This window comes from Kribbella pratensis, from assembly GCF_004366075.1.
GTDB lineage: Bacteria > Actinomycetota > Actinomycetes > Propionibacteriales > Kribbellaceae > Kribbella > Kribbella pratensis.
Genome location: NZ_SODU01000003.1, coordinates 1,081,714 through 1,102,606, shown reverse-complemented (window position 1 = coordinate 1,102,606; position 20,893 = coordinate 1,081,714). Strand labels below are relative to the sequence as shown.

Sequence of the window (20,893 nt, the reverse complement as noted above, 5' to 3'; positions counted from 1 at the left end):
GCCACATGCCACGCAGCTTGAAGAAGGGCCCGTTCGTCGACCACCACCTGGCAAAGAAGGTGGAGGTGCAGAACGAGAAGGGCACCAAGAACGTCATCAAGACCTGGTCTCGCCGATCGATGATCGTGCCGGACATGATCGGCCACACGATTGCGGTGCACGACGGCCGCAAGCACGTGCCGGTGTTCGTGACGGACTCGATGGTCGGGCACAAGCTCGGCGAGTTCGCCCCGACCCGGACGTTCAAGGGTCACGAGAAGGACGACCGGAAGTCACGGCGTCGCTGATCCGCGAGGACAGTGACGAAGCGAAAGCAATCTACGGAGAGATTCGAACATCATGAGCGTTCAAGAGCGTAGGGCGATCAGCGCCCGTCGCGAGAGCCTGCTGGGCGAGCAGCCCGGGGCCTTCGCGGTCGCGCGCTTCGTCCGCGTGACGCCGATGAAGGCGCGCCGCGTGGTCGATCTGGTGCGCGGTCTGGGCGTCGACGACGCACTCGCCACTCTGAAGTTCGCCCCGCAGGCCGCTGCCGCGACCGTGTACAAGGTCGTCGACAGCGCCGCGGCGAACGCCGAGGGCACCGAGCACCTGAACCGCGCCGACCTGGTCGTGGCGAAGGCCTACGTGGACGAGGGTCCGACGCTGAAGCGTCACCGCCCGCGTGCACAGGGCCGGGCCACCCGGATCGACAAGCGGACGAGCCACATCACCGTGGTCGTCGCGCCGCGCGAGGCCGAGCCGGCCGAGAAGGCCCCGGTCAAGAAGGCCGCCGCGAAGAAGTCCGCGGACACCGCTGACACGGCGAAGAAGGCACCGGCGAAGAAGGCGGCCAAGAAGGCTGCCGACAAGCCGGCCGAGGCCGCCGAGAAGCCGGCCAAGAAGGCGTCCGCCAAGAAGGCGGCCACCAAGAAGGCCACCGCTGAGAAGAAGGAGTCCTGACGTGGGACAGAAGGTTAACCCGCACGGGTTCCGTCTCGGCATCAGCACCGACCACAAGAGCCGTTGGTACGCCGACAAGCTGTACAAGGACTACGTGGGCGAGGACGTCAAGATCCGTCGTCTGCTGAGCAAGGGCATGGAGCGCGCCGGCATCTCCCGCGTGGAGATCGAGCGCACCCGTGACCGGGTCCGGGTCGACATCCACACCGCTCGTCCGGGCATCGTCATCGGTCGCCGTGGCGCCGAGGCGGACCGGATCCGGGGCAGCCTGGAGGAGCTCACCGGCAAGCAGGTGCAGCTGAACATCCTCGAGGTGAAGAACGCCGAGGTCGACGCCCAGCTGGTCGCGCAGGGCGTGGCCGAGCAGCTGTCCGGCCGCGTGGCGTTCCGCCGCGCGATGCGCAAGGCGATGCAGACCACCATGCGTGGCGGCGCCCTGGGCATCCGGATCCAGTGCTCCGGCCGGCTCGGTGGCGCGGAAATGTCGCGGTCGGAGTTCTACCGCGAGGGCCGCGTCCCGCTGCACACGCTGCGGGCCGACATCGACTACGGCTTCTACGAGGCCCGGACGACCTTCGGCCGGATCGGCGTGAAGGTCTGGATCTACAAGGGCGACGTCGCCGGCACCCGCGCCGAGCGTGAGGCGCAGGCCGCTGCTCGCGCCGCCACCCAGCAGCGTGGCCGTCCGGCCCGTCGTGACGGTGGCGACCGCGGTGACCGTGGCGGTCGCGGTGGTGACCGTGGCGGCCGTCGCGACGACCGCCGTGACAACCGTCGTGACAACAACGCGGCGGCTCCGGTTGCCGAGGCGTCCGCGCCGGCTGCCGAGAAGGCCGCCGAGACGACCGGAACGGAGAGCTGAACCATGCTCATCCCCCGCAAGGTCAAGCACCGCAAGCAGCACCACCCGACGCGCTCCGGCGCGGCCAAGGGCGGTACGTCGCTCGCCTTCGGTGACTTCGGCATCCAGGCGCTGGAGAGCCACTACGTCACCAACCGGCAGATCGAGGCCGCGCGTATCGCGATGACCCGGCACATCAAGCGTGGCGGCAAGGTGTGGATCAACATCTACCCGGACCGCCCGCTGACCAAGAAGCCGGCCGAGACCCGGATGGGTTCCGGTAAGGGTTCGCCGGAATGGTGGATCGCCAACGTGAAGGCCGGTCGCGTGATGTTCGAGCTCTCCGGTGTGCCGGAGGACATCGCTCGCGAGGCAATGCGCCGCGCGATCCACAAGTTGCCGATGAAGTGCCGCTTCATCACCCGAGAGGCAGGTGAGAACTGATGGCTACCCTGACCGCCGCCGAGCTGCGGAACCTGGGTCGTGACGAGCTGATGACGAAGCTCGGCGAAGCCAAGGAGGAGCTGTTCAACCTCCGGTTCCAGGCTGCCACGGGCCAGCTGGAGTCCCACGGGCGGCTGCGCGCCGTCCGCAAGGACATCGCCCGCATCTACACGGTGCTGTCCGAGCGTGCGCTCGGGATCACCGAGGAGGTCGACGCCCCGGTTGCCGAGGCGCAGGCCGACGAAGCTGCGGACGACAGTGAGAAGGCCAACGCATGACCGAGAACGCGAAGGACGAGACCGTGAGCACGACCACCGAGGCGCGAGGCCGCCGGAAGACCCGTGAGGGTCTGGTGCTGAGCGACAAGATGGACAAGACCGTCACCGTCGAGGTCGAGGACCGGGTCAAGCACAAGCTGTACGGCAAGGTCATCCGGCGTACCAGCAAGCTCAAGGCGCACGACGAGCAGAACGCCGCCGGCATCGGCGACCGCGTCCTCCTGATGGAGACCCGGCCGCTGTCGGCGACCAAGCGCTGGCGCGTCGTCGAGATCCTCGAGAAGGCCAAGTAGCCGTTCGGTCGCATGCGATCGGCAACCATTCGAAATTATTCGTTCCGCAAGGCTCACGTGAGTGAGAACCAGCGAGACAACCAGGAGATCAACAGATGATCCAGCAGGAGTCGCGACTGAAGGTCGCCGACAACACGGGCGCGAAGGAGATCCTTTGCATCCGCGTTCTCGGTGGCTCCGGTCGGCGCTACGCCGGTGTCGGTGACACGATCGTCGCCACCGTCAAGGACGCGATCCCCGGCGGCGGTGTGAAGAAGGGTGACGTCGTCAAGGCGGTCGTCGTGCGGACCGTGAAGGAGCGCCGGCGTCCGGACGGCTCCTACATCCGCTTCGACGAGAACGCCGCGGTGATCCTGAAGGCCGACGGCGAGCCGCGCGGCACCCGTATCTTCGGGCCGGTCGGCCGGGAGCTGCGCGAGAAGCGCTTCATGAAGATCATCTCGCTCGCGCCGGAGGTGCTCTGAGATGGCCCAGCAGAAGAAGCTGAACGTGAAGAAGGGCGATCAGGTCCGCGTGATCGCCGGTAGGTCCAAGGGCCTCGAGGGCAAGATCATCCAGGTCTTCCCGGACGACGAGAAGGTCATCGTCGAGGGCGTCAACCGGGTGAAGAAGCACACCAAGGTGCAGCAGGCCCAGCGCGGCGGCACCACCGGTGGCATCGTCACCCAGGAAGCCCCGATCCACGTCTCGAACGTGGCGCTTCTTGTCGAGGTCGAGAAGGACGGCAAGAAGGAGAAGGTGACCACGCGCGTCGGCTACAACCGTGTCGAGGTGCAGAAGCGCCGTCCCGACGGTTCGACGTACACGGGTTACCGGAGCGTCCGGATCGCCCGGCGTACCGGCGAGGAGATCTAATGACCACCGCAGTTAGCGAGACCAAGGTCCAGCCGCGGCTGAAGACGAAGTACCGCGAGGAGATCGTCGGCCAGCTGCAGGACCAGTTCCAGTACGCGAACGTCATGCAGGTGCCCGGGCTCACCAAGATCGTGGTGAACATGGGTGTCGGCGAGGCGGCGCGCGACTCGAAGCTGATCGAGGGCGCCGTGAAGGACCTGGCCGCGATCACCGGCCAGAAGGCGCAGGTCACCAAGGCCCGCAAGTCGATCGCGCAGTTCAAGCTGCGTGAGGGGATGCCGATCGGCGCCCACGTGACGCTGCGCGGCGACCGGATGTGGGAGTTCCTGGACCGGCTGCTGGCGCTCGCGCTGCCCCGGATCCGTGACTTCCGCGGCCTGTCCCCGAAGCAGTTCGACGGCACCGGGAACTACACCTTCGGTCTGACCGAGCAGGTGATGTTCCACGAGATCAACCAGGACCGGATCGATCGGGTCCGGGGCATGGACATCACCGTGGTGACCACCGCGAAGAACGACGACGAGGGTCGGGCCCTGCTGCGGGCGCTCGGCTTCCCGTTCAAGGAGAACTGACGTGGCGAAGACAGCACTCAAGGTCAAGCAGGCCCGGAAGCCGAAGTTCGCGGTGCGTGGCTACACGCGCTGCCAGCGCTGCGGCCGGCCGAAGGCGGTCTTCCGCAAGTTCGGCCTGTGCCGGATCTGCCTGCGGGAGATGGCGCACCGGGGCGAGCTGCCCGGCGTGACCAAGTCCAGCTGGTGACCGTCTCCACCCCCGAACTTCTCCCTATTCACCACCATCTAGTCACCGTAGGTCGCCGAACGGCGAAACCACGGCGGGAAAGAGGCCCCAGGCCATGACGATGACCGACCCGATCGCAGACATGTTGACGCGTCTGCGGAACGCCAACCAGGCGTACCACGAGTCGACCACGATGCCGTACAGCAAGATCAAGCAGGGCATCGCCGACATCCTCCAGCAGGAGGGCTACATCGCCTCCTACCAGGTGGAGGACCCCAAGGAAGGGGCCGTCGGCAAGACTCTGACCGTCGACCTGAAGTTCGGCCCGAGCCGGGAGCGCTCCATCGCGGGCGTCCGCCGGATCAGCAAGCCGGGCCTGCGGGTCTACGCGAAGTCGACCAACCTGCCCAAGGTCCTCGGTGGCCTGGGCGTCGCGATCATCTCGACGTCCCAGGGACTGCTGACCGACCGTCAGGCCAAGAACAAGGGCGTCGGCGGGGAAGTCCTCGCCTACGTCTGGTGACGAAGAACCGGAAGGAGGACCACAGAAATGTCTCGCATCGGTAAGCTCCCGGTCACGGTCCCGTCCGGCGTCGACGTCACGATCGACGGCCAGACGGTCACTGTCAAGGGTCCCAAGGGTCAGCTGTCGCACGTCGTCGCTGAGCCCATCGTGGTCAACCGGGACGAGGACGGCGCGATCGCCGTGACCCGCCCCGACGACCAGCGCAAGAGCAAGGAACTGCACGGCCTGTCCCGCACCCTGATCGCCAACCTGGTGACCGGCGTGACGGAAGGCTACGAGAAGAAGCTCGAGATCGTCGGCGTCGGGTACCGCGTCCTGTCCAAGGGACCGACCCAGTTGGAGTTCTCGCTCGGGTACAGCCACACGATCACGGTCGACGCCCCTGAGGGCATCACCTTCAACGTGGAGGCGCCGACCCGCTTCTCGGTCATCGGCATCGACAAGCAGTCCGTCGGTGAGGTCGCCGCCAACATCCGCAAGCTGCGCAAGCCCGAGCCGTACAAGGGCAAGGGTGTGCGGTACGCGGGCGAGCAGGTGCGCCGCAAGGTCGGAAAGGCTGGTAAGTAACCATGGCGATCGGACTGCGTCCGCACAAGCACTCCGCCAAGAAGACGTCTTCCCGGCTGCGTCGGCAGATCCGGGTCCGGAAGAAGATCAACGGCACGGCCGAGCGGCCGCGCCTGGTGGTCTCGAAGTCGTCGAAGCACCTGTTCGCGCAGGTCATCGACGACGTCGCCGGCAAGACGCTGGTCTCGGCTTCCACCATGGAGGCCGACCTGCGTGGCGCGGAGGCGAACAAGACCGACAAGGCCAAGACCGTCGGCGGGCTGATCGCCGACCGGGCCAAGGCCGCCGGCATCGACTCGGTCGTCTTCGACCGGGCCGGGAACAAGTACCACGGCCGCATCGCGGCCCTGGCCGACGCCGCCCGCGAGGGCGGGCTCGGCTTCTGATGGCGACAAGGGAAGAAGGTAGTTCGAAATGAGCGGAGGCCAGCAGCGTCGCGGAGGCGGCGCCGGTGGTGAGCGCCGTGGCCGCGACGGTGGTCGCGGTCAGCAGGCGGACAAGACCGCCTACATCGAGCGCGTGGTAGCCATCAACCGTGTCGCCAAGGTCGTGAAGGGTGGTCGTCGCTTCAGCTTCACCGCCCTCGTGGTCGTCGGCGACGGCGATGGCACCGTCGGTGTGGGTTACGGCAAGGCCAAGGAGGTGCCCGCGGCGATCGCCAAGGGCGTCGAGGAGGCCAAGAAGGCATTCTTCAAGGTGCCGCGGATCCAGGGCACCATCCCGCACCCGGTCCAGGGCGAGAAGGCCGCAGGCGTTGTCATGCTGCGTCCGGCCGCTCCCGGTACCGGTGTGATCGCGGGTGGCTCGGCGCGCGCCGTACTGGAGTGCGCCGGGATCCACGACATCCTCAGCAAGTCGCTGGGTTCGTCCAACTCCATCAACGTGGTGCACGCCACCGTTGCGGCGTTGCGCAGCCTGGAGACCCCGGAAGCCGTGGCCGCGCGCCGTGGTCTGCCGGTCGAGGACGTCGCTCCGGCGGCCCTGCTGAAGGCGCGGGCGGAGGCGGCTTCCTGATGGCACGCTTGAAGGTGACCCAGATCCGTTCGGGCATCGGTGGTAAGCAGAACCAGCGCGACACGTTGCGCACCCTGGGCGTCAAGCGGATCGGCGACAGCGCCGTCCACGAGGACAAGCCCGAGGTTCGCGGCATGGTGCGTGCGGTTCGCCACCTCATCACCGTCGAGGAGGTCGACTGACATGGCGCTCAAGGTTCATCACCTGCGTCCGGCGCCCGGTGCCAAGACCGCCAAGACCCGCGTGGGTCGTGGTGAGGGCAGCAAGGGCAAGACCGCCGGCCGCGGTACCAAGGGCAGCAAGGCGCGTAACAACATCCCCGAGTGGTTCGAGGGTGGCCAGATGCCGCTGCACATGCGGCTCCCGAAGCTGAAGGGCTTCAAGAGCAGGAACCGGGTGGAGTTCCAGGTCGTTAACCTGGACAAGCTCGGACAACTGTTCCCCGACGGTGGCGAGGTCGGCATTGCCGACCTGGTCGCCAAGGGCGCGGTTCGTAGCGGTCAGCCGGTCAAGGTACTGGGTGACGGCGAACTGACCGTGGCACTGCAGGTCTCGGCCAACAAGTTCTCCAAGTCCGCCACGGACAAGATCCAGGCGGCTGGGGGGACCACGACCGAGGTGTGACACGAGGTCCAGGGCTCGTAACGCCCGGTGCTTGATATCCTGCGCCGGTCGGACGAGCCCTGGTTCGTCTCTTGCCCAGCGGCTTAGCTAGGCCCCTGCCGTGCCCGCGGCAGGGAAACTTGTGGGAGGACAGGGTGTTAGGCGCCTTTGCCAACGCGTTCAAGACTCCGGACCTGCGCCGGAAGATCTTGTTCGTGCTCTTCATTGTCGTGATCTTCCGGATCGGCTCCGTCGTTCCGGCTCCCGGTGTGAACGTCCAGTCGCTGCACACGTGTATCAAGATCTCCCAGGGCGGCCAGAACGCCAACCTGTACAACTTGATCAACCTGTTCTCCGGCGGCGCACTGCTGCAGCTCGCGATCTTCGCGCTCGGCATCATGCCGTACATCACCGCCAGCATCATCCTGCAGCTGCTCACCGTGGTGATCCCGCGGCTGGAGTCGCTGAAGAAGGAAGGCCAGGCGGGCCAGGGCAAGATCACGCAGTACACCCGGTTCCTGACCGTCGGTCTGGCGATCCTGCAGTCCACCGCGTTCGTCGCGCTGGCCCGGACGCCGGGACGGTTGTTCCAGGGCTGCAGCGAGCCGCTGCTCTACAAGGACGACTGGTTCACCATCATGGTGATGGTGCTGACCATGACCGCCGGCACCGGCGTGATCATGTGGCTCGGCGAGCTGATCACCGACCGTGGCGTCGGTAACGGTATGTCGATCCTGATCTTCACCCAGATCGTCGCCACCTTCCCGACCCAGCTGTGGAGCATCCGCAAGCAGAAGGGCGTCACCACCTTCGTCGTGGTGATCGCGATCGGTCTGGTCATCATGGCCGCGGTCATCTTCATCGAGCAGGCCCAGCGCCGGATCCCGGTGCAGTACGCCAAGCGCATGGTGGGCCGCAAGATGTTCGGCGGCACCTCGACGTACATCCCGCTGAAGGTCAACCAGGCCGGCGTCATCCCGGTCATCTTCGCCTCCAGCCTGCTGTATCTCCCCGTTCTGGTCAGTCAGTTCCAGCAGGGCAAGGGCTGGTCCAACTGGATCCAGGGCAACTTGGTCAAGGGCGACCACCCGATCTACATGGCGACGTACGTCGCTCTGATCATCTTCTTCACGTACTTCTACGTCTCGATCACCTTCAACCCGAAGGAGGTCGCCGACAACATGAAGAAGTACGGCGGCTTCATCCCGGGCATCCGGGCGGGACGGCCGACCGAGGAATACCTCAAGTACGTGTTGGACCGCATCACGCTGCCCGGCGCGATCTATCTTGCGGCGATCTCGATGATCCCGCTGGTCGCTCTCGTCCTGCTGAACGCGAGCCAGAACTTCCCGTTCGGCGGTACGTCGATCCTGATCATGGTCGGCGTCGGACTCGACACGGTGAAGCAGATCGAGAGTCAGCTGCAGCAGCGAAACTACGAAGGGTTCCTGCGCTGATGAGAATGTTGCTGATGGGTCCGCCCGGGGCGGGCAAGGGCACGCAGGCAAAGGTGCTTGCGGAACGCCTGAAGATCCCGGCCGTGTCCACCGGCGACATCTTCCGTGCGAACGTGAAGGACGAGACGCCGCTGGGTATCGAGGCCAAGCGGTACATGGACGCCGGCGACTACGTCCCCGACGAGGTCACGAACGCGATGGTGCGCGACCGGCTGTCCGAGGCCGACGCCGGCGAGGGGTTCCTGCTCGACGGGTACCCGCGGACGCTGGCCCAGGTCGGCACGCTGGACGAGATCCTGGCCGACCACGGTCACAAGCTGGATGCAGTGGTCGCCCTGGTCGCCGACATCGACGTACTCGTCGAGCGGATGACGAAGCGGGCGCACATCGAGGGTCGGACGGACGATTCCGAAGAGGTTGTCCGGCACCGGCAGGACGTCTACACCGCCGAGACCAAGCCGCTGCTGCAGGTGTACGCCGAGCGCGGCCTGCTGGTCGAGGTCGACGGCGTCGGCGAGATCGACGAAGTGAGCGAGCGGGTGCTCGCCGCACTCAAGACGGTGACCGAGTAACCCGATGACGTGCTGTGATGTTTAGGGACCGCGGTATCGAGATCAAGACCCGCGAGCAGATCCTCGCCATGCGTAAGGCCGGCCTGGTGGTCGGCCGCACGCTGGAGCTGCTCCGCGGTGCGGTCCGGGCCGGCATCACCACCGGCGAGCTGGACGCGATCGCGGAGGACAACATCCGGTCCTCCGGCGCGACGCCGTCGTTCAAGGGCTACCACGGCTTCACCGGCTCGATCTGCGCGTCGGTGAACGACGAGATCGTGCACGGCATCCCGGGCGACCGGGTACTGGCCGACGGCGACCTGATCTCGATCGACTGCGGTGCGATCGTGGACGGGTGGCACGGCGACGCCGCGATCACCGTGCCGGTCGGCGACGTGGACGCGGAGCTGCTGGAGCTCGCCCGGATCTGCGAGGAGTCGATGTGGCGCGGGTTCGCCGCGGCGCGGCTCGGCGGGCGGCTGTCGGACATCTCGGCCGCGGTCGAGGCGCATGTCCGCGCGAACTCGTCGTACGGGATCGTCGAGGACTTCGTCGGCCACGGGATCGGTTCGGCGATGCACCAGCCGCCGAACGTGCCGAACTTCGGCCGGCCCGGTCGCGGCCCGAAGCTGGTCGAGGGCATGGCACTGGCCGTCGAGCCGATGCTCACGCTCGGCAAGCAGGACAACCACACGCTCGAGGACGACTGGACGGTCGTCACCGACGATGGCCGGTACGCCGCCCACACCGAGCACACCTTCACGCTGACCCCGGCCGGCCCGTGGGTGCTGACCGCGCTCGACGGCGGCGAGGCGAAGCTCGCCGAGCTCGGCATCAAGTTCGGCGCCCTCGCCGACTGAGGGACGCCGTGGGTCCACCCGTTGGGGGACGCGGAGGGACCGGGGCTGAGGCACACTTGAGACATGCCTCAGTACCAGCCGCACCAGCGTTTCACCGAAGCCGACCGGGACAAGATCGCCGGGCGGTTGCGGGACGCGTTCGCGGACGGCCGGCTGGACCAGCCCGAGTTCTCGTCCCGTCTCGACCAGCTCTACACCGTGCAGACGTACGGCGAGCTCGAGCCGCTGGTGCGTGACCTGCCGGCGGTCCGCACGTACGAGACGCCCAAGGTGGTGCAGGACAGCAAGCCGGGGCCGGAGCCGGGGAACTTCCCGGAGCGGAAGAAGGACAACCACCCGGACCGCGGACGCAGGTCCGTGGGCGGATTCACCGGTGTCGTGCTGATCAACGTGCTGATCTGGTTCGTGATCGGGATCGGCAACGGCGGGCACTGGCCGCACTTCTGGCCGGTCTGGCTGCTGATCCCGTGGGCGATCATCGCCCTCGGCGGCCTCGGCAGGCGCCGTTGACGACGGCCCCGGTCAGCCGACGTGTGACCGGTCCGCGGCTGCGGCCGGATCTGGCATGGCAGCTGCACCAAGGGGCCGCGATCGTCTACGTGATCTGGTTCGCCGTCGCCGTACCACTGGCGATCGCCGGGTTACTGCTGGAGCCGCGCTGGGTGGGCTGGCTGGTGATGGCCTGGTTCCTGGTGCTGATCGGGGTCACGGTGCTGCTGCGGATCCGTGACGGCCGCCGGCGACGCGCGTGGGCCGATGCGGCCGGGCAGCTCGGCTGGCGGATCAGCGCGTCCGGGAGGGAACTACTGGATCGTTGGCAGTTCCCACCGTTCGACGCGGATCCGGAGGCCGAGGTCGTCGACGTGACGTCCGGCAGCCATCGCGGCCGGGAGTTCTGGACCGGGCGGTTCCGGCACAAGGTACGGCGACGTGAACTCGGCTTCGACTTCCTCGATCTGCACGTGGATCGGCCGCTGCCGCCGTTGCAGGTGCTGCCTTCGGGGCTCGCACCGGTCGCGGCTGCGAGCTACCTGCCGTTGCCGTTGACGATCGACGGGCTGCCGGCGCAGTACCGCTTGTTCAACGGGCGCGAGGACCACGCGATGGCGGTCCTGCATCCGCGGGCGGTCGAGGCGCTGGCCGACGTACCGGCGTTCGGTTTCAGCTGCGAGGGCCGGCGGTTCGTTGCGATCCTCCCGGCGTACCGGGACGCGACCACCGCCCTCGCGCAACTGGACGCGGCCTGCGACCTGCTGGACCTGATGCCCGAACAGATCTGGCGCGCGGGCGAACAGTGGGCCGCTACCCGGCAGGAGTCCTGAGCAAGCCGACGAGCGCTGCGAGGTCCGCATCGCCGTGCCCAGCGGCAACGGCCTTGCGCAGCAACCCGCCCATCGGCTCCAGCAGCATCGGGTCAACGCCTTGCGCGATGGATGTGCCGGTCAGGTTGTCGTAGGCGGCTGCTTGCATCGCGAGGTTCGAGCCGGCTGTGCCGGACGGGCCGTTGTCGAGCTCGTCGGCGATGCGAGGCAGGGAGCCGAGCATCGCGGTCAGCCACGGAAGCAGGAAGCGTTCCGTGAACGGTTCGGCGGGGACGTTTTCGGTGCCGATGAGCGCCAGCGCGTGGTGGGCGCCGCCGAACATCCCGTACATCGCGCTCAGCAACGCGATGTCGTAGAGCGCGGCGAGGCCCGGGTCGGCGCCGACGTACTCGGGACGTGCCAGCGCGGACAGGTCGGCGCGATGCTTCTCGAAGGCTTCCGGTACGCCGCTGTAGAAGATGAAGGCCGCGGGTCCGCCGATCATCGCGGGGACGGCCATGATCCCGCCGTCGACGTACTGCGCTCCTGCGGCCGTGACTCGCTCCGCTGTGGTCCGCGCCTGGTCGGGCGTGCTGTTGGTGAGGTTGACGATCGTCTTGCCGGTGAGGTCGATGCCCTCGAGCGTGCTGCGGACGGTGTCGTCGACGAGCAGGCAGACCACAACGAGCGGACTGGCCGCGATCGCCTCGCCGGCGGTGGCGGCGCGTGCCGCGTCGAGTTCGGGGGAGCGGCCGGGCGTGCGGTTCCAGACGGTGGTCGGATGGCCGGCGGCCAGGAAGGCCCGGGCGAGAGCGGTCCCCATCGCCCCGAGCCCCAGGACGGTGACAGGTGTCTTCATGCCGTCCACCCTGGAGCCGAGGCTTTAGGATGGACAAGTACCCACTAAATAGTCAGGTACTGACGGAAAGGTAAGCATGCGCGCCTACACCTGTGGTCTGGATGCGGCCGCCGACGTGATCGGCGGGAAGTGGAAGCCGCGGATCCTGTGGGCGCTGCACCACGGGCCGATGCGGTTCGGGGAGCTGCGGCGGGAGATCACCGGGGTCACCGAGAAGATGCTGATCCAGCAGTTGCGGGAGCTCGAGTCGCGCGACATCGTGCATCGGGAGGTGTTCCACCAGGTGCCGCCGAAGGTGGAGTACTCACTGACCGAACTCGGGCGGTCACTCAACGAGGCGCTGATACCCTTGGACACCTGGGGATCGGACCATCTGACCGAGCTCGAGGCCTCCCGCGTGCGCTGATCCGGTCTCGATTGGGTTTCGCCTGGGTGCGTGGCGTACACTCATTCCTTGGCTACTTTGTGGCCATAGCCAGTCACGTCTACAGAAGTGCGAGGACATGCCCAAAAAAGAGGGAGTTATCGAACTCGAGGGCACCATCGTCGAGGCCCTGCCGAACGCGATGTTCCGTGTTGAGCTGTCCAACGGGCACAAGGTGCTCGCGCACATCAGCGGCAAGATGAGGCAGCACTACATCCGGATCCTCCCCGAGGACCGGGTCGTCGTGGAGCTGTCGCCGTACGACCTCACCCGGGGTCGCATCGTCTATCGGTACAAGTAAGACCCACCAACACCTGTCGAAGAAAGTAGCTCGATGAAGGTCAATCCGAGCGTCAAGAAGATCTGCGACAAGTGCAAGGTGATCCGCCGTCACGGCCGGGTCATGGTGATCTGCGAGAACCCGCGGCACAAGCAGCGGCAGGGCTGACAAAGCCTTCACGCAGTAGCACAGCACTTTCGCACCACAGCGCGCATGCTCGTCCGGGATCCGTCCCGGGCGTTGCCCCTGGAACAGAGGCCGGGGCCTTGCCGGTGAAGCACCACAAGTCACCGAGGCGGGCAAGGACGCAGCGCGCCACCACACCTCTGCTGACGAAAGGAACACCGCCACATGGCACGCCTCGTAGGAGTCGACCTGCCGCGCGACAAGCGCATCGAGGTCGCTCTGACCTACATCTTCGGTGTGGGCCGCACACGCGCCCTGGAGACACTGAAGAACACCGGGGTCTCCCCGGACAAGCGCGTCCACGAGCTGGGCGACGACGAGCTGGTCAAGCTCCGGGACTGGATCGAAGGCAACTACAAGATCGAAGGTGACCTCCGTCGCGAGGTGACCGCGGACATCCGCCGCAAGATCGAGATCGGGTCGTACCAGGGTCGCCGGCACCGCAGCGGGCTTCCGGTGCGCGGTCAGCGCACGCGGACCAACGCCCGTAGCCGCAAGGGCCGCCGTAAGGCGATCGCCGGCAAGAAGAAGAAGTGACCCGGATGACTTTCGACCACCCCAGGAGCAACTGACCTATGCCTCCCAAGAGCCGCAGCGCGGCCGGCGCGAAGAAGGTGCGCCGCAAGGAGAAGAAGAACGTGGCCGCCGGCCACGCTCACATCAAGAGCACGTTCAACAACACGATCGTGACGATCACCGACCCGACCGGCGCGGTCATCTCGTGGGCCTCCGCGGGCACCGTCGGCTTCAAGGGTTCGCGCAAGTCGACCCCGTTCGCCGCGCAGATGGCCGCCGAGGCCGCCGGGCGCCGGGCGATGGAGCACGGCATGCGCAAGATCGACGTGTTCGTCAAGGGTCCCGGTTCCGGCCGTGAGACCGCGATCCGTTCACTGGGTGCGGTCGGCCTCGAGGTCGGCACCATCCAGGACGTCACCCCAGTCGCCCACAACGGATGCCGCCCGCCGAAGCGGCGCCGGGTCTGATCCCAGAGAGAGGAAGGTAGCGAACCATGGCCCGTTACACCGGACCTATGACCAAGAAGTCGCGCCGTCTCGGGGTCGACCTCGTCGGTGGCGACAAGGCGTTCGAGCGTCGTCCGTACCCGCCGGGTATGCACGGCCGCGGCCGCCCGAAGGAGAGCGAGTACCTGCTCCAGCTGCGCGAGAAGCAGAAGGCGCGTTACTCGTACGGCGTTCTCGAGAAGCAGTTCCGCCGGTACTACGAGGAGGCCTCGCGGCGCTCCGGCAAGACCGGTGACAACCTGCTGCAGATCCTCGAGTCCCGCCTGGACAACGTGGTCTACCGCTCCGGCCTGGCCCGGACGCGTCGGCAGGCCCGTCAGCTCGTCGTCCACGGTCACTTCACCGTGAACGGCCGCAAGGTGAACATCCCGTCGTACCGCGTGGCCGCGCACGACATCATCGATGTCAAGCAGAAGTCGGTCGAGACGACGCCGTTCATCATCGCCCGGGAGACGCACAGCGAGCGTGTCGTCCCGGCATGGCTCGAGGTGATGCCCGAAAGGCTGCGGATCCTCGTCCACCAGCTGCCGACCCGGCAGCAGATCGACACCCAGGTCGCCGAGCACCTGATCGTCGAGCTCTACTCGAAGAACTGACCCGGTCCCGGCCGGCGGCCTGCGGGCCGCCGGCCGGATCGGTGCGTTCTTCCTTCGCGACCTCAAATAGTGGTCGTCGCGGAACAGAAAGAAGACAGAAGTGCTTATCGCACAGCGCCCCACCCTGACCGAAGAGGTCGTCGACGAGTACCGCTCGCGGTTCGTGATCGAGCCGCTGGAGCCGGGCTTCGGTTACACCCTCGGCAACTCGATCCGCCGGACCCTGCTGTCCTCCATCCCGGGGGCGGCCGTCACCAGTATCAAGATCGACGGAGTTCTGCACGAGTTCTCCACCGTTGCCGGGGTCAAGGAAGACGCCACCCAGCTGATCCTGAACCTGAAGGACCTGGTCGTCTCCTCCGAGCACGACGAGCCGGTCACCATGTACCTGCGCAAGCAGGGCCCCGGTGACGTCACCGCCGCCGACATCGCGCCGCCGGCCGGTGTCGAGGTGCACAACCCGGACCTGAAGATCGCCACCCTGAACGAGAAGGGCCGGCTCGAGATGGAGCTGGTCGTCGAGCGGGGCCGCGGCTACGTGTCCGCCGTACAGAACAAGTCCGCCGACGCCGAGATCGGCCGGATGCCGGTCGACTCGATCTACTCGCCGGTCCTCAAGGTCACCTACAAGGTCGAGGCGACCCGTGTCGAGCAGCGCACCGACTTCGACCGCCTCGTGGTCGACGTCGAGACCAAGCCGTCGATGCTGCCGCGCGACGCCGTCGCGTCGGCCGGTAAGACCCTGGTCGAGCTGTTCGGCCTGGCCCGCGAGCTGAACGTCGAGGCCGAGGGCATCGACATCGGCCCGTCGCCGGTCGACGAGCAGATGGCCGCCGACCTGGCCCTGCCGGTCGAGGACCTGCAGCTGACCGTCCGGTCGTACAACTGCCTGAAGCGCGAGGGCATCCACACCGTGGGTGAGCTGATCTCGCGCAGCGAGCAGGACCTGCTGGACATCCGGAACTTCGGCTCCAAGTCGATCGACGAGGTCAAGCTGAAGCTGGCCGAGATGGGCCTGTCGCTGAAGGACTCCCCGCCCGGGTTCGACCTGCGCGCCGCGTCCGGTGCCTACGGCAACGAGGCGGACGACGAGGACGAGAGCTTCGCCGAGACCGAGCAGTACTGAGCTGACCAAGGCCCGTCGGGCCCTACAACCCTTCGGCCCGACGGGCCTTAGATTCCTGGAGTTATGAGATGCCAACCCCCACCAAGGGTGCCCGGCTGGGCGGCAGCCCGGCGCACGAGAAGCTGATCCTCAGCAACCTCGCGACGTCGCTGTTCGAGCACGGCGCCATCACCACCACCGCGGCCAAGGCCAAGCGCCTGCAGCCGCTGGCGGAGCAGATGATCACCAAGGCGAAGCGTGGTGACCTGAACTCGCGCCGCCAGGTGATGAAGCGGATCAAGGACAAGAGCGTCGTGCACGTGCTCTTCACCGAGATCGGCGAGCGGTACGCCGACCGTCCGGGTGGCTACACCCGGATCACCAAGCTCGGCCCGCGCAAGGGCGACAACGCCCCGATGGTGAAGATCGAGCTGGTCGAGGCGCTGGCGGACTCGCCGAAGGCGAAGAAGACGGCCGCCAAGAAGGCGCCGGCGAAGAAGGCCGCCGCGGCCGAGGAGCCGAAGACCGAGGACAAGGTCGAGGACGAGCCCAAGGTCGAGGACGTCGCGACCGAGGACGTCGCGACCGAGGACGTCCAGGACGAGAAGGTCCAGGACGTCGTCGCCGAGGACGCGAAGACCGAGGACAAGTAACAGGCCTCACGCAGCACCCCCTCACCACGCGGTGAGGGGGTGCTGTTGCGTTAGATTGGCGTGTGCGTTGGCGGATTGACCTGAGGTACGACGGAGCGGCCTTTCATGGGTGGGCCCGTCAGGAGGGTCTCCGTACCGTGCAGGGGGAGCTCGAAGAGGCGGTTCGCGTCGTACTGCGACTGCCGGAGCCGGTGACCGTGACCTGTGCCGGTCGGACCGACACGGGCGTCCACGCCCGGGGACAGGTCACCCACGTCGACGTCGAAGGCGCTGTGGACCCGCTGAGGCTCTTGAGAGGGCTGAACGGCGTCCTACCCGCAGATGTAGCTGTCACGGCCGTCTCAGCGGCTCCTGAGGGCTTTGACGCCAGGTTCTCCGCCCTGGCCCGGCGGTACGTGTACCGGCTGTGCGACGACCCGTCCGGCTGGGACCCGTTGACCCGGGGACATGTCCTGCGGGTGGGACGTCCGATGGATGTGGATCGTATGAACGCTGCCGCGACCGGTCTGCTCGGAGAGCACGACTTCGCGGCGTTCTGCAAGAAGCGGGAAGGTGCCAGCACAGTGCGGGCGCTGCTGGAGTTTTCGTGGCAGCGGACGGGTGTAGGGCAGCTGGAGGGCACTGTGATCGCAGATGCCTTCTGTCACTCGATGGTGCGGGCGCTGGTGGGCTCGATGATCCCTGTGGGCGACGGACGCCGGGACGTCGAGTGGCCGGCCGCAGTACTGGCTGGGAAGGTGCGGGACTCGGCCGTGTCGGTCCTGCCGGCGCACGGGCTGACGTTGGAGGAAGTGCGCTACCCGGCGGACGACCAGCTGGCCGCGCGGGCATCGCAGGCCCGTCAGGTCAGGGGAGAGGTTCACGTCCCAAATGGAGGGCGCAGTGGCTGACCACTACTTCTCGGCGGAGCCTGGCTCTGCGGACGTACGACGTACTGTCGAGGCCCGGATCTGGGGGCGGGAGTACACGTTCACCACCGCGACCGGCGTGTTCTCGCGGGACCGGCTGGACATCGGTACGGCGGTGTTGCTGCGCGAGGTCGAGCCGCCGCGGAAGGCCGGGACGTTCCTCGACCTGGGGACCGGCTACGGGCCGATCGCGTGCGCGCTGGCGACCGAGGTGCCGCAGGCAACCGTGTGGGCGGTCGACGTGAACACGCGCGCGCTCGAACTGACGGCGGAGAACGCCAAGGCCGCAGGGGTCGCGGAGCGGGTGCATGCGGTGCTGCCGGACGACGTACCCGAGGAGGTGCGGTTCGACGAGATTTGGTCGAACCCGGCGATCCACATCGGCAAACCCGAGCTCCACAAGATGCTGCTGCGCTGGCTGGAACGGCTGGCGCCGGGTGGGACCGCCCGGTTCGTTGTCGGAAAGAACCTGGGTGGTGACTCCCTGCAGCGGTGGATGACCGAGCAGGGCTATCCCTGTGAGCGGACGGGAAGCGCCAAGGGCTTCCGGGTGCTGCGGGCCCGCCGGGATTAATTTGCCTCAGGCATCCATGCCCGAGATATCGTCGTCTGGATGACGGAAACGGGGAGCACCGAGCCGAACCCGCGCTGGTCGTTCGACGACGAGCGGGCGTACGAGTCCGCGCGGAATCGCATCGGTGCGGTGATCGCGGCGTACAGCGCCCGGATCGGTGCCGCTGACGACGCCGGTGACCACGTCGAGGCGGATCGGCTGGCGGAGGTGTCGGCCGGGTACGAAGAGCTGCGGCGCGGACTGTCGCCCGACGACAAGGCCGAGATCGCGCGGATCAACGCCGAGTTCCCGGAACTGCTCGCACGGGTCCGCGCCGGTCGGCAATGAGCCGGCTGTCGAAGGAGAAGCTGGACGAGTTCTACGTCCGGCGGATCCAGCCTGGACTTGCCAAGCACGGCCGGGGGCGTCCGCCGTGGCGCAAGCCCACCGTGCTGTTCATCCTCGGGCAGCCCGGTGCGGGCAAGACGACCATGCAGGCGGCGGCGATGGACCGCCTCGGCATGAAGAAGGCGTACGTCCTCGATCACGACGAGCTGCTGGAGAAGCACCCCGAGTATGCGCGTGCGGCGCTCGACAACGACTACTCCGCGACGGTGGGCCATGCCGAGGATGCGGCGGAGTGGCGCGGGCGGGCGCTCGGCGACGTGCAGGCACGGCGGATGGACGTCGTCGTGCCGTACCCGATCGGCGACCTCGAGCTGATGCGGTCGTTCCAGGAGCAGGGGTACCGGGTCGAGGTCGCGGTTGCGGCCGTGCACGAGTCGCAGAGTCAGCTCGGGATCATCGAGCGGTTCAACGACAGCCGCCAGGAGGTCGGGTACGGGCGGTGGATCGACGCGGGTCAGCACGATCAGATCTACCACGACATGCTGGACACCGCTGATGCGATCGAGGCGCAGGGTGTGGCCGACGCCGTGCACGTGTACCGGCGGGGCGAGGCCGAGCCGGTGTTCACGAACGAGCAGAAGAACGGCGTCTGGCGGCACCAGATCGGCTCGAGCCGCTGGGCCATCGAGACCGAGCGCAACCGCCCGTGGACCGACCGGGAGGTCAACCACTTCGTCCGCGGCTACAACAAACTCGACGCTCTGGCCCGCCGGCCGCTCAAGGACCATTTCAAGGCCATGCCCCTGATGGCAACCCGCGAGGGCCACCGCCTGCTCGCCAAACTCCAACAAACAGCCGCCCCCAAACTGGCCGAACACCACCGCCTGACCGCGCTAAGGGCCCAAGCCGAAGCCACCCGAGCTGCCCAACCAACCCAACAACCACAAGCTGTTCCGCAGCAGCCACAACAACCTCAGCAGGTGCCTCCGCCTCCGCGGTATGCGCCGCATCAGCAGCACGTGGCGCAGTCGTGGCAGGAGCAGGCGGCGCAGCAGCCGCAGCAGGCGGTGGCTGGTGCGCAGGACCCGCGGTGGGCGGCGGGGGTGCAGGGTGGGGCGCAGGCGGTGGGTGGACAGCAGGTACCTGCGCGGCCGCAGCAGGGGCATGACTGGGAGCGGTTTGCGGTGCGGTTGCAGGCTGAGCAGAGCCCTGCGTCTGGTATCTCTGTGCCTGGGGCCGACACGCACTCGCAACCTGAGGGTGGGCAGCGGCCGCAGCGGGGACAGGGTGCGGCTCGCGACGAGCGTGGTGGCGGAGACAACGGTCGGTTGGCTCGGTGACCTCGGGCGGATGGTGTCGTACTGCAACGGACAGCGGCACACCGGCGTCCTGAGGGTATGGAGGCAGTCTTGGCGGCAGCTGAGGTTCGGACGGGGCCGCTCGACTTCGAGGCGTGGGTCACCGAGAAGGCGGATGCCCTGCTGCGGTTCGCGTATGTCCTCACGGGTGACGCGAGCCTGGCCGAGGACGCCGTACAGGACGCTCTGACGACGGCGTGCGCGCGGTGGGGCCGGGTGAGCCGTGCCGACGACCCCGAGGCGTACGTGAAGCGGATGGTGGTGAATGCGCACATCTCCTGGTGGCGGCGGTTCCGCCGGCGGGAGACGCCGGTCGACGACCCGGTGCGCACGGCGCGCGCCGTCTCGGACGGTACGACGGCCCGCGCCGAGGCTGATGCCATCTGGGACCTGTGCGCGACCCTCCCCGACAAGCAGCGAGCTGCCGTCGTACTGCGGTTCTACGAGGAGCTGTCGTACGCCGAGATCGCGCAGCTGCTGCACTGCGCGGAGGCGACGGCGCGGTCGCACGTACATCGAGCACTGGCAGCGTTGAAGACCACACTGAGCACGGAAGGAGCCGAGGATGCCTGAGCAGCACGACCCAGAGCAGGAGCTCGGCCCCAAGATCACCTCTGCGTTCCAGGACCACGCGGGCGCTCAGGGGATGCAGACGACAGGTCTGGCGCGTGAAGCACGTCGTCGGGTGCACCGGCGCCGTACGGCGTTGTCGATGGCTGCTGGTGCGGTCCTGGTGGTTGCGGCCGTCGGTGGCGTGTGGGGCCTGCTGGGTGGTGAGTCACCCGTCGCCACCAGCCACAGTGACTCTGCCTCCGAGGGCGGGGCTGTCGCACCGGAGCAGCCCTCACAGGGCGTAGCGCCGAACTCCAAGGCCGGGAAGACAAGCTGTCCGGTCCCGCATCCGATCCAGCAGGTGGCAGCGCCGAACGACGTACCGACAGGGACAGGACTCGACCTGAACACCCCAGTGACCGGACTCCATGCCTGCCGTTACAGCACGGGCCAGGGCGGTCTCCTCGGAGAGCAGGAGTTCGACGCTGCCGTTGCACGGCAAGTGGTCGACGCGATCAAGGTGCTCCCGGAGCGTAACCCGGACCTGCCGGTGTTCAAATGCGCTCCGCAGGTCGCCAAGCCCTCCGAGGCGATCGCGCTCCGCTTCAGCACCGCGGCCGGTACCAAGGAGATCTGGGTCGTGTACGACGGGTGCACGTCAGCCGGCTTCTTCACCGGAACTCACGTCTACGGGCTGTACTCCGCGCCGCTGAAGCTCTTCATGACAGGCGCGGTCCGCCCGTCCGGCGGCACCTACCTGAGCGCCCTCAAGGACTGGTAGC

At 67.4% G+C, this 20,893-nt stretch carries 35 protein-coding genes and 1 pseudogene; 35 read left to right on the top strand and 1 reads right to left on the bottom strand.

The window, feature by feature from the left end:
• Positions 1 to 5: 5 nt before the first annotated feature.
• From rpsS to EV137_RS29470, 21 genes and pseudogenes are all read left to right on the top strand, one after another.
• Complete coding sequence (gene rpsS, locus EV137_RS29570) at positions 6 to 287, top strand: 30S ribosomal protein S19 (protein WP_130384641.1); 282 nt, start codon at positions 6 to 8, stop codon at positions 285 to 287.
• 52 nt (positions 288 to 339) lie between these two features.
• Positions 340 to 783: pseudogene (gene rplV / locus EV137_RS29565) on the top strand (50S ribosomal protein L22); the annotation flags it as partial.
• A 157-nt stretch (positions 784 to 940) separates the two neighbouring features.
• Positions 941 to 1,801, top strand: coding sequence for a 30S ribosomal protein S3 (gene rpsC, locus EV137_RS29560; RefSeq protein WP_134008555.1), 861 nt, complete (start codon positions 941 to 943; stop codon positions 1,799 to 1,801).
• 3 nt (positions 1,802 to 1,804) lie between these two features.
• Positions 1,805 to 2,224, top strand: a complete 420-nt coding sequence (rplP, locus tag EV137_RS29555) for a 50S ribosomal protein L16 (protein WP_134008558.1) — start codon at positions 1,805 to 1,807, stop codon at positions 2,222 to 2,224.
• Entirely contained in the window at positions 2,224 to 2,502 is a 279-nt protein-coding gene (gene rpmC / locus EV137_RS29550) for a 50S ribosomal protein L29 (protein ID WP_134008561.1), read from the top strand. The genes rplP and rpmC overlap by 1 nt, the downstream gene beginning before the upstream one ends.
• Positions 2,499 to 2,795, top strand: coding sequence for a 30S ribosomal protein S17 (gene rpsQ, locus EV137_RS29545; RefSeq protein WP_133789407.1), 297 nt, complete (start codon positions 2,499 to 2,501; stop codon positions 2,793 to 2,795). Before rpmC ends, rpsQ begins: the two co-directional genes overlap by 4 nt.
• Before the next feature lie 95 nt (positions 2,796 to 2,890).
• Positions 2,891 to 3,259: a 50S ribosomal protein L14 gene (rplN, locus tag EV137_RS29540; RefSeq protein WP_012923677.1), complete on the top strand. Its 369-nt coding sequence runs from the start codon at positions 2,891 to 2,893 to the stop codon at positions 3,257 to 3,259.
• A 1-nt stretch (position 3,260) separates the two neighbouring features.
• Positions 3,261 to 3,650: a 50S ribosomal protein L24 gene (gene rplX / locus EV137_RS29535; protein ID WP_131335175.1), complete on the top strand. Its 390-nt coding sequence runs from the start codon at positions 3,261 to 3,263 to the stop codon at positions 3,648 to 3,650.
• A complete protein-coding gene (gene rplE / locus EV137_RS29530; RefSeq protein ID WP_134008564.1) occupies positions 3,650 to 4,222 on the top strand; it encodes a 50S ribosomal protein L5 in 573 nt (190 codons plus the stop codon). Before rplX ends, rplE begins: the two co-directional genes overlap by 1 nt.
• A gap of 1 nt (position 4,223) precedes the next feature.
• Entirely contained in the window at positions 4,224 to 4,409 is a 186-nt protein-coding gene (locus EV137_RS29525; protein WP_012923674.1) for a type Z 30S ribosomal protein S14, read from the top strand.
• 94 nt (positions 4,410 to 4,503) lie between these two features.
• The gene (gene rpsH / locus EV137_RS29520; protein WP_131335173.1) at positions 4,504 to 4,911 is read left to right on the top strand and encodes a 30S ribosomal protein S8; all 408 of its coding nucleotides are present in this window, start codon (positions 4,504 to 4,506) and stop codon (positions 4,909 to 4,911) included.
• Between the two features lie 27 nt (positions 4,912 to 4,938).
• Positions 4,939 to 5,481 (top strand): 50S ribosomal protein L6, encoded by a 543-nt coding sequence (gene rplF, locus EV137_RS29515; RefSeq protein WP_134008567.1) that lies wholly within the window; start codon positions 4,939 to 4,941, stop codon positions 5,479 to 5,481.
• 2 nt (positions 5,482 to 5,483) lie between these two features.
• Positions 5,484 to 5,867, top strand: coding sequence for a 50S ribosomal protein L18 (gene rplR / locus EV137_RS29510; RefSeq protein ID WP_133789404.1), 384 nt, complete (start codon positions 5,484 to 5,486; stop codon positions 5,865 to 5,867).
• A gap of 28 nt (positions 5,868 to 5,895) precedes the next feature.
• Positions 5,896 to 6,495 (top strand): 30S ribosomal protein S5, encoded by a 600-nt coding sequence (rpsE, locus tag EV137_RS29505; protein WP_130384630.1) that lies wholly within the window; start codon positions 5,896 to 5,898, stop codon positions 6,493 to 6,495.
• Complete coding sequence (gene rpmD / locus EV137_RS29500) at positions 6,495 to 6,677, top strand: 50S ribosomal protein L30 (RefSeq protein ID WP_131286341.1); 183 nt, start codon at positions 6,495 to 6,497, stop codon at positions 6,675 to 6,677. Before rpsE ends, rpmD begins: the two co-directional genes overlap by 1 nt.
• A gap of 1 nt (position 6,678) precedes the next feature.
• Positions 6,679 to 7,119 carry a 50S ribosomal protein L15 gene (gene rplO / locus EV137_RS29495; protein WP_130384628.1) on the top strand — a complete coding sequence of 147 codons (441 nt, stop codon included), beginning with the start codon at positions 6,679 to 6,681 and terminating at the stop codon, positions 7,117 to 7,119.
• 134 nt (positions 7,120 to 7,253) lie between these two features.
• On the top strand, positions 7,254 to 8,555 hold the full coding sequence (secY, locus tag EV137_RS29490) for a preprotein translocase subunit SecY (RefSeq protein WP_134008569.1): 1,302 nt from the start codon (positions 7,254 to 7,256) through the stop codon (positions 8,553 to 8,555).
• Positions 8,555 to 9,127 carry an adenylate kinase gene (locus EV137_RS29485; RefSeq protein ID WP_202871193.1) on the top strand — a complete coding sequence of 191 codons (573 nt, stop codon included), beginning with the start codon at positions 8,555 to 8,557 and terminating at the stop codon, positions 9,125 to 9,127. Before secY ends, EV137_RS29485 begins: the two co-directional genes overlap by 1 nt.
• Before the next feature lie 17 nt (positions 9,128 to 9,144).
• Positions 9,145 to 9,966, top strand: a complete 822-nt coding sequence (gene map / locus EV137_RS29480) for a type I methionyl aminopeptidase (protein ID WP_375372042.1) — start codon at positions 9,145 to 9,147, stop codon at positions 9,964 to 9,966.
• A 63-nt stretch (positions 9,967 to 10,029) separates the two neighbouring features.
• A complete protein-coding gene (locus tag EV137_RS29475; RefSeq protein WP_134008575.1) occupies positions 10,030 to 10,476 on the top strand; it encodes a DUF1707 SHOCT-like domain-containing protein in 447 nt (148 codons plus the stop codon).
• Positions 10,473 to 11,288 (top strand): hypothetical protein, encoded by an 816-nt coding sequence (locus tag EV137_RS29470; protein ID WP_238175626.1) that lies wholly within the window; start codon positions 10,473 to 10,475, stop codon positions 11,286 to 11,288. Before EV137_RS29475 ends, EV137_RS29470 begins: the two co-directional genes overlap by 4 nt.
• Here EV137_RS29470 and EV137_RS29465 read toward each other — a convergent pair.
• Positions 11,269 to 12,126: an NAD(P)-dependent oxidoreductase gene (locus tag EV137_RS29465; RefSeq protein WP_134131556.1), complete on the bottom strand. Its 858-nt coding sequence runs from the start codon at positions 12,124 to 12,126 to the stop codon at positions 11,269 to 11,271. The genes EV137_RS29470 and EV137_RS29465 overlap by 20 nt on opposite strands.
• Before the next feature lie 76 nt (positions 12,127 to 12,202).
• Between EV137_RS29465 and EV137_RS29460 the strand changes: the two genes are divergently transcribed.
• The 14 genes from EV137_RS29460 (at position 12,203) to EV137_RS29395 (ending at position 20,892) form a co-directional block, all read left to right on the top strand.
• On the top strand, positions 12,203 to 12,532 hold the full coding sequence (locus tag EV137_RS29460) for a winged helix-turn-helix transcriptional regulator (RefSeq protein ID WP_130384623.1): 330 nt from the start codon (positions 12,203 to 12,205) through the stop codon (positions 12,530 to 12,532).
• A 97-nt stretch (positions 12,533 to 12,629) separates the two neighbouring features.
• Positions 12,630 to 12,851 carry a translation initiation factor IF-1 gene (gene infA / locus EV137_RS29455; RefSeq protein WP_012923661.1) on the top strand — a complete coding sequence of 74 codons (222 nt, stop codon included), beginning with the start codon at positions 12,630 to 12,632 and terminating at the stop codon, positions 12,849 to 12,851.
• A gap of 33 nt (positions 12,852 to 12,884) precedes the next feature.
• The gene (gene rpmJ, locus EV137_RS29450) at positions 12,885 to 12,998 is read left to right on the top strand and encodes a 50S ribosomal protein L36 (protein WP_008361054.1); all 114 of its coding nucleotides are present in this window, start codon (positions 12,885 to 12,887) and stop codon (positions 12,996 to 12,998) included.
• A 183-nt stretch (positions 12,999 to 13,181) separates the two neighbouring features.
• Complete coding sequence (rpsM, locus tag EV137_RS29445) at positions 13,182 to 13,553, top strand: 30S ribosomal protein S13 (RefSeq protein ID WP_133789395.1); 372 nt, start codon at positions 13,182 to 13,184, stop codon at positions 13,551 to 13,553.
• Positions 13,554 to 13,591: 38 nt separating this feature from the next.
• Positions 13,592 to 13,999, top strand: a complete 408-nt coding sequence (rpsK, locus tag EV137_RS29440) for a 30S ribosomal protein S11 (RefSeq protein WP_130384622.1) — start codon at positions 13,592 to 13,594, stop codon at positions 13,997 to 13,999.
• A gap of 26 nt (positions 14,000 to 14,025) precedes the next feature.
• Positions 14,026 to 14,634: a 30S ribosomal protein S4 gene (rpsD, locus tag EV137_RS29435; RefSeq protein ID WP_131335164.1), complete on the top strand. Its 609-nt coding sequence runs from the start codon at positions 14,026 to 14,028 to the stop codon at positions 14,632 to 14,634.
• A 100-nt stretch (positions 14,635 to 14,734) separates the two neighbouring features.
• A complete protein-coding gene (locus EV137_RS29430; protein ID WP_130384620.1) occupies positions 14,735 to 15,760 on the top strand; it encodes a DNA-directed RNA polymerase subunit alpha in 1,026 nt (341 codons plus the stop codon).
• A 68-nt stretch (positions 15,761 to 15,828) separates the two neighbouring features.
• The gene (gene rplQ / locus EV137_RS29425) at positions 15,829 to 16,392 is read left to right on the top strand and encodes a 50S ribosomal protein L17 (protein WP_134008581.1); all 564 of its coding nucleotides are present in this window, start codon (positions 15,829 to 15,831) and stop codon (positions 16,390 to 16,392) included.
• Positions 16,393 to 16,454: 62 nt separating this feature from the next.
• Positions 16,455 to 17,282, top strand: coding sequence for a tRNA pseudouridine(38-40) synthase TruA (truA, locus tag EV137_RS29420; protein ID WP_134131555.1), 828 nt, complete (start codon positions 16,455 to 16,457; stop codon positions 17,280 to 17,282).
• The gene (locus EV137_RS29415; RefSeq protein ID WP_238175625.1) at positions 17,275 to 17,874 is read left to right on the top strand and encodes a class I SAM-dependent methyltransferase; all 600 of its coding nucleotides are present in this window, start codon (positions 17,275 to 17,277) and stop codon (positions 17,872 to 17,874) included. The genes truA and EV137_RS29415 overlap by 8 nt, the downstream gene beginning before the upstream one ends.
• A gap of 39 nt (positions 17,875 to 17,913) precedes the next feature.
• A complete protein-coding gene (locus tag EV137_RS29410; protein ID WP_133789391.1) occupies positions 17,914 to 18,201 on the top strand; it encodes a ferritin family protein in 288 nt (95 codons plus the stop codon).
• Positions 18,198 to 19,541 (top strand): zeta toxin family protein, encoded by a 1,344-nt coding sequence (locus tag EV137_RS29405; protein ID WP_134131553.1) that lies wholly within the window; start codon positions 18,198 to 18,200, stop codon positions 19,539 to 19,541. The genes EV137_RS29410 and EV137_RS29405 overlap by 4 nt, the downstream gene beginning before the upstream one ends.
• A gap of 57 nt (positions 19,542 to 19,598) precedes the next feature.
• Positions 19,599 to 20,132 carry an RNA polymerase sigma factor gene (locus EV137_RS29400; protein WP_134008595.1) on the top strand — a complete coding sequence of 178 codons (534 nt, stop codon included), beginning with the start codon at positions 19,599 to 19,601 and terminating at the stop codon, positions 20,130 to 20,132.
• Positions 20,125 to 20,892 (top strand): hypothetical protein, encoded by a 768-nt coding sequence (locus tag EV137_RS29395; RefSeq protein ID WP_134131552.1) that lies wholly within the window; start codon positions 20,125 to 20,127, stop codon positions 20,890 to 20,892. Before EV137_RS29400 ends, EV137_RS29395 begins: the two co-directional genes overlap by 8 nt.
• The last annotated feature ends 1 nt before the right edge of the window (position 20,893 follow it).

Excerpts from the sequence above, each read along its gene's own strand:
- rpsS (WP_130384641.1), top strand. The coding sequence starts at position 6 with ATGCCACGCAGCTTGAAGAAGGGCCCGTTCGTCGACCACCACCTGGCA.
- rplP (WP_134008558.1), top strand. The coding sequence starts at position 1,805 with ATGCTCATCCCCCGCAAGGTCAAGCACCGCAAGCAGCACCACCCGACG.
- rpmC (WP_134008561.1), top strand. The coding sequence starts at position 2,224 with ATGGCTACCCTGACCGCCGCCGAGCTGCGGAACCTGGGTCGTGACGAG.
- rpsQ (WP_133789407.1), top strand. The coding sequence starts at position 2,499 with ATGACCGAGAACGCGAAGGACGAGACCGTGAGCACGACCACCGAGGCG.
- rplN (WP_012923677.1), top strand. The coding sequence starts at position 2,891 with ATGATCCAGCAGGAGTCGCGACTGAAGGTCGCCGACAACACGGGCGCG.
- rplX (WP_131335175.1), top strand. The coding sequence starts at position 3,261 with ATGGCCCAGCAGAAGAAGCTGAACGTGAAGAAGGGCGATCAGGTCCGC.
- rplE (WP_134008564.1), top strand. The coding sequence starts at position 3,650 with ATGACCACCGCAGTTAGCGAGACCAAGGTCCAGCCGCGGCTGAAGACG.
- rpsH (WP_131335173.1), top strand. The coding sequence starts at position 4,504 with ATGACGATGACCGACCCGATCGCAGACATGTTGACGCGTCTGCGGAAC.
- rplF (WP_134008567.1), top strand. The coding sequence starts at position 4,939 with ATGTCTCGCATCGGTAAGCTCCCGGTCACGGTCCCGTCCGGCGTCGAC.
- rplR (WP_133789404.1), top strand. The coding sequence starts at position 5,484 with ATGGCGATCGGACTGCGTCCGCACAAGCACTCCGCCAAGAAGACGTCT.
- rpsE (WP_130384630.1), top strand. The coding sequence starts at position 5,896 with ATGAGCGGAGGCCAGCAGCGTCGCGGAGGCGGCGCCGGTGGTGAGCGC.
- rpmD (WP_131286341.1), top strand. The coding sequence starts at position 6,495 with ATGGCACGCTTGAAGGTGACCCAGATCCGTTCGGGCATCGGTGGTAAG.
- rplO (WP_130384628.1), top strand. The coding sequence starts at position 6,679 with ATGGCGCTCAAGGTTCATCACCTGCGTCCGGCGCCCGGTGCCAAGACC.
- EV137_RS29485 (WP_202871193.1), top strand. The coding sequence starts at position 8,555 with ATGAGAATGTTGCTGATGGGTCCGCCCGGGGCGGGCAAGGGCACGCAG.
- map (WP_375372042.1), top strand. The coding sequence starts at position 9,145 with ATGTTTAGGGACCGCGGTATCGAGATCAAGACCCGCGAGCAGATCCTC.
- EV137_RS29475 (WP_134008575.1), top strand. The coding sequence starts at position 10,030 with ATGCCTCAGTACCAGCCGCACCAGCGTTTCACCGAAGCCGACCGGGAC.
- EV137_RS29465 (WP_134131556.1), bottom strand. The coding sequence starts at position 12,126 with ATGAAGACACCTGTCACCGTCCTGGGGCTCGGGGCGATGGGGACCGCT.
- EV137_RS29460 (WP_130384623.1), top strand. The coding sequence starts at position 12,203 with ATGCGCGCCTACACCTGTGGTCTGGATGCGGCCGCCGACGTGATCGGC.
- infA (WP_012923661.1), top strand. The coding sequence starts at position 12,630 with ATGCCCAAAAAAGAGGGAGTTATCGAACTCGAGGGCACCATCGTCGAG.
- rpmJ (WP_008361054.1), top strand. The coding sequence starts at position 12,885 with ATGAAGGTCAATCCGAGCGTCAAGAAGATCTGCGACAAGTGCAAGGTG.
- rpsM (WP_133789395.1), top strand. The coding sequence starts at position 13,182 with ATGGCACGCCTCGTAGGAGTCGACCTGCCGCGCGACAAGCGCATCGAG.
- rpsK (WP_130384622.1), top strand. The coding sequence starts at position 13,592 with ATGCCTCCCAAGAGCCGCAGCGCGGCCGGCGCGAAGAAGGTGCGCCGC.
- rpsD (WP_131335164.1), top strand. The coding sequence starts at position 14,026 with ATGGCCCGTTACACCGGACCTATGACCAAGAAGTCGCGCCGTCTCGGG.
- rplQ (WP_134008581.1), top strand. The coding sequence starts at position 15,829 with ATGCCAACCCCCACCAAGGGTGCCCGGCTGGGCGGCAGCCCGGCGCAC.
- EV137_RS29410 (WP_133789391.1), top strand. The coding sequence starts at position 17,914 with ATGACGGAAACGGGGAGCACCGAGCCGAACCCGCGCTGGTCGTTCGAC.
- EV137_RS29405 (WP_134131553.1), top strand. The coding sequence starts at position 18,198 with ATGAGCCGGCTGTCGAAGGAGAAGCTGGACGAGTTCTACGTCCGGCGG.
- EV137_RS29400 (WP_134008595.1), top strand. The coding sequence starts at position 19,599 with ATGGAGGCAGTCTTGGCGGCAGCTGAGGTTCGGACGGGGCCGCTCGAC.
- EV137_RS29395 (WP_134131552.1), top strand. The coding sequence starts at position 20,125 with ATGCCTGAGCAGCACGACCCAGAGCAGGAGCTCGGCCCCAAGATCACC.